The following is a 10,278-nucleotide window of genomic DNA, read 5'->3' as shown; positions in this document are numbered from 1 at the left end:
CGTATCCGCCCGCACCACCCGCCGCACAGCCCACTTATCCGCCCGCACAACCCGGCTACCCGCCCGCACAGCCCACTTACCCGCCTGCACAGCCGCCCGCGCAGCCCGGGTACGGCTACGCTCCCGCGCCGCCGGCCCAGCCCGGCTACGCGCCGGCCCCGCAGCCGTACCCGCCGCAGCCTCCCGGCCACCACCCGCCCTACCGCGGCTAGTGCGGCGTCCACAAGCGTCGACCGGGTCGCCACCTCGTTGACCTGCGGCGTGTTGTTGCTTCGGACGCGCTCATAACACCAACACGCCGCAGGTCAACGCAGTCGGCACCGCGCTAGTTCGCGGCGTTCTCTCCCGGCACCACCACGCCGGACTCGTACGCGAGCATCACGGCCTGCGCGCGGTCGCGCAGGCCCAGCTTGGTGAAGACCCTCGCCACGTGCGTCTTCACGGTGTGCTCGCTGACGACGAGGCGCTGGGCGATCTCCCCGTTGGACAGCCCGCCGGCGATCAGCACCAGCACCTCGGTCTCCCGCGCGGTCAGCGTCGCCAGCTCCGCCGGGGCCTGCGGGCGGTTGCGGCGCTGCTTGGTGAACTCGCGGATGAGCCGCCCGGTCACCTGCGGCGCCAGCAGCGAGTCGCCGCGCGCCACCACCCGGACGGCGGAGACCAGCTCGTCGGCGGTCGCGTCCTTCAGCAGGAAGCCGCTGGCGCCGACGGCGAGCGCGTCGTAGACGTACTCGTCGATGTCGAACGTCGTGAGGACCAGCACCCGGACGTTCTCGGCGCCGGGCAGGGCGAGGATGCGGCGGGTCGCCTCGATGCCGTCCATGCCGGGCATCCGGATGTCCATGACGACGACGTCGGGGCGGTTGCGCTCGGCGATCCGGACCGCCTCGCGGCCGTCGCCGGCCTCGCCGATGACGGTGATGTCGTCCTGCGCGGCGAGCAGCGCGGCGAACCCGGCCCGCACGATCGTCTGGTCGTCGACGATCAGCACGTTGATCACGGCCGCCGCCCCACCGGTGCGGGGACGCGCGGGTCAGGGACGGCCGGGCGGCGCCTGCGAACCGTGTCCACGATGGGAATTCCCCTCCCTCGTCAGCGGAAGCTCGGCCTCCACCAGGAACCCGCCCTCGGCGGCCGGGCCGGCGGAGAACCGTCCGCCCAGCATGGTCGCACGTTCCCGCATCCCGAGGAGACCGTGTCCGCCGCCGGAGTCCGGCGCCTGCACGCGGGTGCGCCCGTCCACCGAGGTCGGGCCCGCGGGATCCAGTATCGCGGTACGGGAGTCGGGGGCCTCCCGGTTCAGCACCTGCGTCGGCGCGGACGCGCCGTCGTCGCGGACGCGGACGGCCAGCCGGTCCGGCAGGAACATCAGGTCGACGTGCACGCCGGCGCCGGGCGCGTGCCGCCGCGCGTTCGTCAGCGCCTCCTGCACGATCCGGTACGCCGACAGTTCGACGGTCGTGGACAGGTCGCGCGGGTCGCCGTGGACGGCGAGGTCGACCCGCCCGCCGGCGCCGCGGTGCTGCTCGATCAGGTCGGGCAGCCGGTCGAGGCGCGGCTGCGGGGAGTTCGCGGCGTCCGGCTCGGGCTTGGCGTCGGCGCGCAGCACGCTGAGCAGCCGCCGCATCTCCACCAGCGCCTCGCGCGCCGTCCTGGCGATCTCGGTGTACCCGGCGCGGGCCTCCGGCGACAGGTCCTCCATCGTGTAGGGGGCCGTCTCCGCCTGCACCGCGATCATGGAGACGGAGTGCGCGACGACGTCGTGCAGCTCGCGGGCGATGCGGGCGCGTTCGCGCATGACGGCCTGCTCCCGCTGGACGGCGGTGAGCCGGGTGAGGGTCTCGTTGGTGCGTTCGGCGGCCTCGGCCTCCGTCCGCCCGGCGGACTCCACCACGCGCCGCGCGTCGCCGAGCCCGATCGCGGCGAGGACGGCGACGATCGGCGCCGGCCACGGGATCTCGTCGAGCGTCCCGGCGGCGAGGTAGACGACCGCGATCGTGGCGACGCTGCCGACCGCGAGGACGCCGGCCGACTGGCGGGGCAGCTGCCGGCCCAGCGCGTACAGCGTGTACAGGGCGGCGAAGCCGGTGGTGACGAGCAGGATCTGCCCGGTGAGCAGGCTCGCCGCGACCGCGCTGAGCACGACCGCGGCGACCGGGCGCAGGTTCTCCCGGCGCCAGACGAGCGGGAGCGTCGCCGCGACGGCGAAGCCGCCGGCGAGGCTGAGCGGGGAGTCCTCGCGCGGCGCCAGCTCGGCGAGCGCGGCGATCGCGAGCGCGAGCCCGGTCAGCGGGGCGAAGTACCAGGAGCCGACGACCTCCCGCCAGGTGTTGATCCACCGGGGCAGCGGCGCCGTGGCCCCGCCCGGCGGAGCACCCGCCGGAGCGCCGGGCGGCACACCGGGGGCGGGGCGGCGTCCGGCGCCGCCGGTCAGCCGCGCGCCGAGCCGCACCGCCAACGGCCGCAGCAGGGTGCCGATCCCGGTGAGGATCCACAGCAGCAGCTGCCCGACGCCCGCCACGATCCGGCCGGACAGCCGCCACGCGTGGTGCGCGACGGCTGGGCCGAACCCCGCGGGGTCGGGTCCGGTCCGGGCCTTGTCATCGGAGGTCACCCCTCAATAGTGACCGCTGGGGCGTGCGGTGGCCTCACCGCTCGGATGTATAGGGAGGAGGCGCGTCCACCTGGAGTACGACCCGCGTTCCCTCCTTAGGGGGGACGTCCCGGAGCGGCCCGCGCACGTAATGTCTTAACCGTGACCGCGACGGTGGCCATCGCCGACGTAGGGGGTTCGGCGAGGCCGCCGCGGTCACACCAGAACCGCCCGGTTTCAGGGGTCCGGGCGGGGACGCATGGGAAGCACCTCGCCGGACGGCCGCGGTCCGCTCCCGCGGACGCATTCGCCGGTCTCGCCTGGGCTGGGGTACGGCCGGCACTGCGGCGGCCGCCCGGCGAGGGGTCCCGTGTTCCTCGTGGACGCGCGCGTCAGGATGTCGTGGGCGTCTCCGTGGCCTTCTCCGCGACGGCGCTCTCGGCGCCGTCCGCCTCGTACAGCGCCGGCTCCAGGTAGATCAGCTTCGCCTCGGGGACCTGCGCCCGGATCTTCGCCTCGGCCGCGTCGATGCCGCGGGCGACCTCGGCGGCGGTGTCGTCGTGGTGGACGGCGATCTTCGCGGCGATCAGCAGCTCGTCCGGGCCGACGTACTCGGTCCGCATGTGGATGAGGCGCTGGACCTCCTCGACCGACTCCAGCGCCGCGACGATGCGCCGCTCGGTGTCGGCGTCGGCGCCCTCGCCGATCAGCAGGCTCTTGGTCTCGATCGCCAGGATCGTCGCGACCGCGCCGAGCAGCACGCCGATCGCCACGGTGCCGACACCGTCCCAGACGCCGTCACCGGTGGCCACGGCCATCGAGACGCCGAACAGCGCGAGGACGAGACCGACGAGCGCGGCGAGGTCCTCCAGCAGGACGACCGGCAGCTCGGGGGCCTTGGCGCGGCGGATGAACGCCCACCACGACTGGTCGCCGCGGACGACGTTGGACTCCTTGATCGCGGTCCGGAACGAGAACGACTCCATGAGGATCGCGATGATCAGCACCGCGAACGCCCAGATCGGGGACTTGACCTCCTCCGGGTGGGAGATCTTGTGGTAGCCCTCGTACAGCGAGAACGCCGCGCCGACGGTGAACAGGACGACCGCGACGACGAACGCGTAGAAGTAGCGCTCCCGGCCGTAGCCGAACGGGTGCTCGGGCGTCCGGGCGCGGGCGGCGCGCTTGCGGCCGAGGAGCAGCAGCCCCTGGTTGCCCGAGTCGGCCACCGAGTGGATCGACTCCGCCAGCATCGACGACGAACCGGTGAACGCGAACGCGACGAACTTCGACGCCGCGATCCCGAGGTTGGCGGCCAGCGCGGCGACGATGGCCTTTGTTCCACCCTCAGCACTCATCTAGTAATCCTCGCTCTGAGCTCTTCCATGGCAGGCACCGGCGTCGGATCCACGCCGAGCGCGATAGCCAAGTAAACCGCGACATAGTCCGCCAGGGCGATCAGTGTCGCGATTCTCTCCAGCGGGTGCTCGCCCTCGGCGCGGACCTCGGTGACCGCCACCCCCCGGTCGCGGGCCATCGCGGCCGACGCCTCGCACCGCAGCCGCACCCGCGGATGCTCCTCCACGTCCCGCAGGACGACGAGGTGCAGGCCGTGCTCGGACTCGTCGGCGCGGTCGCGGAAGAAGTCATCGGGCTCGGCGGACGAGCCGCCGCCCGCGAAGAAGCCGTCGAACGTCATCAGCTGGTCGTGGCCGGTCTGCGGCACCTCGCCGAAGACCGCCGGGTACTTGGCGTTCGCGTTGAGCTGGCCGCACAGCCGGTACGCCGCCGTCGCCGCGACGGCCGACGAGCCCCACACCAGCGGCACGTCGCCGGCGAGGTCGAGCGCGATGCGCTTGGCGGGGTTGACGAACGGTTCGCTGGACGGACGGCACCGGTGCGCGACGTCCTCCAGCAGGGCGGCCGTGGACTCCAGCACCGCGTCCGGGACGTCCGCGAGCCGGAGCGTGCGCGCGGCGAGGACCAGCGGGACCGCCAGGCCCCACAGCGCCGCTCGGGGCTGCCCCGCCGACCGCACCGGGACGAACACCCCGCGGGTCCGGGCGGCGAGGTCGGCGAGCGGCGAGTCGGGCGCGCCGGCGAACATCAGCCTGCATCCGCGCCGGGCCGCCTCCGCGGCGACCTCCAGGGTCTCCTCGGTGCTCCCCGACCCCGACACCGCGATGACGAGGTCGGCCGCGCCGACCCAGCCGGGCAGCCGGTAGCCGCGCACCGTCGAGACCGGGACCGCGCAGCCCGCGCCGCACACCGCCGCGAGCAGGTCGCCCGCGACGCCGTCGGCGCCGCTCCCGGCGACCACGACCGCGCGGGGCCGACCGTCCTCGGCGAGCGCCGCGACGCCCGCCTCGGCCGCCGCCCGCTGCGCCTCGCGCACCTGCGCCGCCGACGAGGCGACCTGCCGCAGCATCCCGCCGGGATCCGCGGCCTCCGCCGCCTCGCCGTCCTCCAACCGTGAGGGATCGATCGCTGCGCTCATGGCCTCGCCTTCGCTCGGCGGCTCGGGGCGCTTTCCCGGCGTCGGCCTCCCTCGTCGCTCGTTCCTCGCTCCTCAGTCCAGCCAACGCCGCGCCCCGAGCGGCTCACGAGGCGGGGGCCCTGGCCTCGTCGACGAGCAGGACGGGGATGTCGTCGCGCACCGGGTAGGCGTACCCGCACGAACCGGTGCAGACCAGCTCGTCGGCGCCCTCGTCGGCGCGCAGGTCGCCGCCGCAGTTCGGGCAGGCGAGGATCTCCAGCAGCCAGGAGTCCAGCTTCATCGTCATGGCAGCGTCACTTCTCCCTACAGTCGGTCTTTCCCGGGCCGGTCACGTGTCCCTGACCAGGGCCAGGACCTCGTCGCGGATCGCCGCCATGGTCGCCTCGTCGCCGGCCTCCGCGTTGAGGCGCAGCAGCGGCTCGGTGTTGGACGGGCGGAGGTTGAACCACCAGCCGGCGGACTCGTCGCCGACGGTGAGGCCGTCCAGTTCGTCCGTCTCGACGCCCGGGCGGCCGGCGAAGGCGTCCTTGACCTTCGCGGCGGCCGCGTCCTGGTCGGCGACCTCGCTGTTGATCTCGCCGGAGGCGACGTAGCGGGTGTACTCGCCGAGCAGTTCCGACAGCGGCCCGTCCTGCTCGCCGAGCGCCGCGAGGACGTGCAGCGCCGCCAGCATGCCCGAGTCGGCGAACCAGAAGTCGCGGAAGTAGAAGTGCGCCGAGTGCTCGCCGCCGAACACCGCGCCCGTCTCCGCCATCGTCTGCTTGATGAACGAGTGCCCGACGCGGGTGCGGACCGGCGTCCCGCCGTGCTCGGAGATGATCTCCGGGACGGCCTTGGACGTGATCAGGTTGTGCACGATCGAGGAGCCCGGGTGCTTGGCCAGCTCCCGCGTCGCGACCAGCGCGGTGATCGCGGACGGGGAGACGATCTCGCCGCGCTCGTCCACCACGAAGCAGCGGTCGGCGTCGCCGTCGAACGCGAGCCCGATGTCGGCGCCCGTCTCGCGGACCTTGGCCTGCAGGTCGCGCAGGTTCGCCGGCTCGATCGGGTTGGCCTCGTGGTTGGGGAAGGTGCCGTCCAGCTCGAAGTACATCGGCACCAGGTCGATCGGCAGCCCCTCGAACACCGACGGGACGGTGTGCCCGCCCATGCCGTTGCCCGCGTCCACGACGACCTTCAGCGGACGGATCGACGACAGGTCGACCAGCGTCTTGAGGTGCTCGGCGTAGCCCTTGAGGATGTCGCGCCGCGACACCGTGCCCGGCTCGCCGCCGTAGGCGGGCACGCCCTTCTCGACCATCTCGCGGATCTCGCCGAGGCCGGTGTCGCGGCCGACCGGGCGCGCCCCCGCGCGGCACAGCTTCAGCCCGTTGTACCGGGCCGGGTTGTGGCTCGCGGTGAACATGGCGCCGGGCAGGTCGAGGCTGCCGCTGGCGTAGTACAGCATGTCGGTGGAGCCGAGCCCCGCCTCGATCACGTCCGCGCCCTGGGACGTCGCGCCCCGCGCGAACGCCTCCGACAGCGGACCGGACGACTCGCGCATGTCGTGCGCGGTGACGATCGCGCTCGCCCCCGTCACCCGCACGAACGCCGCCCCGGCCGCCTCGGCGATCGCGGGGTCGAGCTCGTCCGGGACGACGCCGCGGATGTCGTACGCCTTGAAGATCTTGCCGAGGTCGCCCACTCCTGCTCCCTGTCCGAAGAACCCGTGCCGGAAGGCACTCCCTGCCACCAGACCCTGTGCCCTGAGAAACCGGGTTCACGAGCCTACCGGGAAGGAGGGGCGCGACCGGTCCCGGCGCTACTCCTGGCCGGGCTGGGTGGCGGCGGGCTCGGAGCGCAGCACCCGCAGGTGGCCGCGGCGGCCGACCTCGGTGCCCTGGCCGACCGGCTCCTCGCCGGGACCGGGGGCGGGCCGCGCGGCCTCGCGGACGGCGTCGGCGAGGGCCTCCAGGTCGTCCGCGCTGGGCTCGGTCTCCTCCTCGACGGGGAGGCGCACCAGTTCCCACCCCATGGGGGCGGTGAGCCGCTCGGAGTGCTCCGCGCACAGGTCGTAGCAGTGCGGCTCTGCGTACGTGGCGAGCGGCCCGAGGACCGCGGTGGAGTCACGGTAGACGTACGTGAGCGTGAACACTGCGGGCGCCTTGCAGGCGGTGCGGGAGCAGGTGCGGACGGGGCTCACGATGGCTGACCGTACCTCCCTCCCACCGGCTCCGCCACCACCCCGGCGCACGTGTCGCCGTTACCGGGCGATTTCCGGGGCAACAACTACATTCCGTGTGGTCTCGTTCTCTCACCGTGGGTGCCGGACGCCCGCGTGACCTTGCGCGTCGTCGTGCGGGTTCCCGGCTCGCCGAGGGGCGGCCGCGGCCACGGAGGTAGGCTGGACGCGTGCGATCCCGTGTGGCAGGCGTACGGCGCCGCGATCGGCACGGTCGCGGCCTCCGTGGTCCTCTGACGCCCCCGCAGGCGCCGGTCTCGCGGACCCGCGCGGAGCGGTTCGACGACCTCGTCGACGACGAGGTGCAGCGGCTGGTCCAGCGCTGGGAGCGGGAACTGGCCCAGGTCGAGTTCACCGTCGAGGAGGTGCCCGACATCGCCCCCTGGTTCGACGGCCCCGTCCCGCTCGTCCAGACGCTTTCGGCCGGGGACGGTGCGCCGGTGCGGATCGTGGTGTTCCGCCGTCCGGTCGAGGCACGGGCCTCCGGCGAGGTGGAGAAGGCCCGCATGGTCCGCGACCTGCTGGTGGAGGAGGTCGCCGATCTCCTCGGCATCTCCCCCGAGTCGGTCGATCCCAGCTACGACTTCCCGGACGACGACTAGGGCGGCCGGGGCGGCTACGGCGTCAGGGCGGTCTGGGAGTCGGCGGCGTCCGGCAGGTGCAGGGTCGTCGCGGCCGGCACGATCGGCAGGACGGTGAACAGGTAGTCCTCGCCCTTGCCCTTGGACAGGACGCGGGACGCGTAGACGGGCGCCGACCCCGCCTTGGGCGTGATCACGGCGGCGTAGGACGCGTCGCCCTTGGCGGGCGGGGCCAACTCGGTCTCCACGGTGCGGCCTGCCGGGATCTCCACGTCCCGCGGCGCGCTCTTCCCGGCCGCGTTCATCGTGACGACCCGCACGGTCGCCGCACCGGACGGGGCGGTGAGGATCAGCGACGCGTCGAACCGGTTGTCGGCGACGACGCCCGGCCCGGACGCGGCGAGCGGCTGCGTGGCGGTGCCGTAGGCGATGTCGGCGCCGCGGCCCGCGGCGAAGCCCGCGAGGATGGGCCGGTCGGCGACCAGCCGGACGGCGGCGGCCTTCCCCGACAGCGCGCCGGTGAGCAGAACGGACGTCACGGTCTGCGCGGGGGCGTCCAGGACGTCCTGCCCCTGCGGCGCGAACGCGCCGCCCGACGTGATCACCTGGACCCGGATGCGGGCGTCGGCCTCGCCGGGGACCGACACCAGCAGCCGGCGCTGCCCGTCACCGCCCGGCACGCCGGGGACCAGCGCGGAGGTCGCCGGCCCGCGCGCCTGCGGCAGCCACTCGATGCCCTTCTCCTTCGCGACCCGGGCGCGCAGCGACGCGGCGACGCGGCCGCTGGTGGTGCGCACGCGCAGGGCGAGGTCGGCGGCGCCCTCCACGATGCCGCCGAGGCCCTCCGCCGAGTCGCCGATCTTCACGATCCGGGTGGTGTAGGGCTCGACGCGCGTGCCGCGCCCCTCCGGGGTGTCGAGCGGCCCCTCGCCGGACAGGGCGGTGAGGTCCACGGACGCGGGCTGCGCGTCGACGTTGGTCAGGTAGAGGTCGAGTTCGTCGGTGCCGGCGGGGCCGGGGCCGAGGAACCACAGGTCGGTGCCGGGCGTCGCGCAGCGGGCGCCGGCAAGGCCGCGGTCGGGGCCGCCGCTCCAGTGCGTGGTCTGCTCCGCCTCCAGCCCGGCGGCGAGGGCACCGCCGGCGCGGACGGTGTAGGAGTTCTCGCCCGTCTTGATGTCCTCGTCCCAGCCCTGGCCGGGCGAGGTCATGGAACCGAGGGGCGAGCCGCCTTTCGTCGGCGTCACGTCCACGCGTCCGGCGCCCTTCTGGGACAGGGACTGGACGGCCAGGCGCCCGCCCTCGTGCCCCGGGCAGACCATCACGGCGTGTGTGACGGGCGCCTGACGGCCCTTCTCGGACGCCTCGCCGGGGCGGGAGAACGTCGCCGCCCCGTACAGGGCCGCGACGGCGACGAGCATGAGAGCGGCCGTGGCGTAGCGCATGCCGAGGAGGCGCAGGACCTTGTCCACGGGTCAGGACACCTCCTCGGGGCTCGGTTCCTTCGGCGGTTCCAGGGCCGGGGGCGTCCCGTGCTGGACGTGGGCGCCGGTCGCGCGGCGGCGCCCGCGGCGTCCTCCGCGCCGTCCGCGGCGGCGCCGCTCCCGGTCGCCGGTGAACACGAGGTTGTCGGCCTGGGCGCCGGGCAGGGCCAGGACGAGCACGACCAAGACGGCGATGCCCTGGACGACGACCCACATGTGCCGCATGGACATCGACCGTGCCAGCTTGAACTCGCCACCGGCGGGAGGGATGTCGTAGCCCTGCGCCCATCCGTCGACCGTGTGCGCCTTGAGATCGCGGCCGTTCAATGTGGCCTTCCACCCGTCGTCGGCGGGTTCGGCCAGGAGGAGGGTGCGTTTGCCCGTCCCCGCCGGGATCTGCACGCGGGCGTTGATCCGCCCCGCCGGCAGCGGCGTGACCGTCGAGCCTTGCACGAGCATCATCCGGGCGGACGTCGCTTGCAGCCGCCATACGGCGAACGTCCGTGTCCGGCTCAGGCGGGTCAGCTCCGGCGATGCGTCCAGGACCTTGGTGATCGGGTCCTTCTTGGGATGCGGCACCAGCAGGTACTGGACGCCCATCCGGGTCAGTGCGGGGCCGTCGTCGCCTTCGCGTCCCGCGGCCAGGCCCTCGACGAGGTCGTCCATGCGGTCCTCGGCCTCGTCGCCCGCCGTGACCTCCGATTCGCCCAGTACCGGACGGTCGTCCCTGAGGATCGTGTAGGAGATCCGTCCGGTGGGCTCCCTGTGCAGGACGAGGGTCCGCGGCCCGCCGGGCGTGTGGAGGAACACGGGCACGGTGTCGGGGTCGAGCCTGCCGAGCGGCCCGCCCGCCCCGCCGGCCACCCAGAACCCGGCCGCCAGCAGCGGCGCGGTCAGCGCCGCGG

10 protein-coding genes and 1 pseudogene are annotated in these 10,278 nt (G+C 74.1%); 2 read left to right on the top strand and 9 right to left on the bottom strand.

The genetic code is table 11. The annotated features are described in order from the left end of the window. Positions 1-212, top strand: a 212-nt coding sequence (locus E1284_RS42695; RefSeq protein WP_207924109.1) for a hypothetical protein, incomplete at its 5' end; no start/stop codon positions are given. Between the two features lie 113 nt (positions 213-325). Here E1284_RS42695 and E1284_RS34040 read toward each other — a convergent pair. From E1284_RS34040 to E1284_RS34010, 7 genes are all read right to left on the bottom strand, one after another. After that, positions 326-1,000 carry a response regulator gene (locus E1284_RS34040; RefSeq protein ID WP_131944272.1) on the bottom strand — a complete coding sequence of 225 codons (675 nt, stop codon included), beginning with the start codon at positions 998-1,000 and terminating at the stop codon, positions 326-328. Between the two features lie 33 nt (positions 1,001-1,033). Then, positions 1,034-2,614: a sensor histidine kinase gene (locus tag E1284_RS34035; protein WP_131944271.1), complete on the bottom strand. Its 1,581-nt coding sequence runs from the start codon at positions 2,612-2,614 to the stop codon at positions 1,034-1,036. A 371-nt stretch (positions 2,615-2,985) separates the two neighbouring features. Next, the gene (locus E1284_RS34030) at positions 2,986-3,951 is read right to left on the bottom strand and encodes a cation diffusion facilitator family transporter (RefSeq protein WP_131944270.1); all 966 of its coding nucleotides are present in this window, start codon (positions 3,949-3,951) and stop codon (positions 2,986-2,988) included. Next, complete coding sequence (locus E1284_RS34025; RefSeq protein WP_131944269.1) at positions 3,948-5,090, bottom strand: SIS domain-containing protein; 1,143 nt, start codon at positions 5,088-5,090, stop codon at positions 3,948-3,950. Before E1284_RS34025 ends, E1284_RS34030 begins: the two co-directional genes overlap by 4 nt. 103 nt (positions 5,091-5,193) lie before the next feature. Then, the gene (locus E1284_RS34020; RefSeq protein ID WP_131944268.1) at positions 5,194-5,376 is read right to left on the bottom strand and encodes a Trm112 family protein; all 183 of its coding nucleotides are present in this window, start codon (positions 5,374-5,376) and stop codon (positions 5,194-5,196) included. Between the two features lie 42 nt (positions 5,377-5,418). After that, complete coding sequence (locus tag E1284_RS34015; protein ID WP_131944267.1) at positions 5,419-6,774, bottom strand: phosphomannomutase/phosphoglucomutase; 1,356 nt, start codon at positions 6,772-6,774, stop codon at positions 5,419-5,421. 117 nt (positions 6,775-6,891) lie between these two features. Continuing rightward, positions 6,892-7,272, bottom strand: coding sequence for a DUF3499 domain-containing protein (locus E1284_RS34010; protein ID WP_131944266.1), 381 nt, complete (start codon positions 7,270-7,272; stop codon positions 6,892-6,894). 209 nt (positions 7,273-7,481) lie between these two features. Between E1284_RS34010 and E1284_RS34005 the strand changes: the two genes are divergently transcribed. Beyond that, positions 7,482-7,913: a metallopeptidase family protein gene (locus E1284_RS34005; RefSeq protein ID WP_243714911.1), complete on the top strand. Its 432-nt coding sequence runs from the start codon at positions 7,482-7,484 to the stop codon at positions 7,911-7,913. 14 nt (positions 7,914-7,927) lie between these two features. Here the strand turns inward: E1284_RS34005 and E1284_RS34000 are convergent, their stop codons facing one another. Continuing rightward, the gene (locus E1284_RS34000) at positions 7,928-9,361 is read right to left on the bottom strand and encodes a DUF5719 family protein (RefSeq protein WP_131944265.1); all 1,434 of its coding nucleotides are present in this window, start codon (positions 9,359-9,361) and stop codon (positions 7,928-7,930) included. Positions 9,362-9,364: 3 nt separating this feature from the next. After that, positions 9,365-10,278 (bottom strand): annotated as a pseudogene (locus tag E1284_RS41995) (glycosyltransferase family 2 protein); the annotation flags it as partial.

The sequence above is a fragment of the Actinomadura bangladeshensis genome, assembly GCF_004348335.1.
In the GTDB taxonomy this organism is placed as follows: domain Bacteria; phylum Actinomycetota; class Actinomycetes; order Streptosporangiales; family Streptosporangiaceae; genus Spirillospora; species Spirillospora bangladeshensis.
Note: the sequence above shows the minus strand (reverse complement) of the source record. Positions and strands in the feature narration are given on the sequence as shown.

Excerpts from the sequence above, each read along its gene's own strand:
- E1284_RS34030 (WP_131944270.1), bottom strand. The coding sequence starts at position 3,951 with ATGAGTGCTGAGGGTGGAACAAAGGCCATCGTCGCCGCGCTGGCCGCC.
- E1284_RS34025 (WP_131944269.1), bottom strand. The coding sequence starts at position 5,090 with ATGAGCGCAGCGATCGATCCCTCACGGTTGGAGGACGGCGAGGCGGCG.
- E1284_RS34020 (WP_131944268.1), bottom strand. The coding sequence starts at position 5,376 with ATGACGATGAAGCTGGACTCCTGGCTGCTGGAGATCCTCGCCTGCCCG.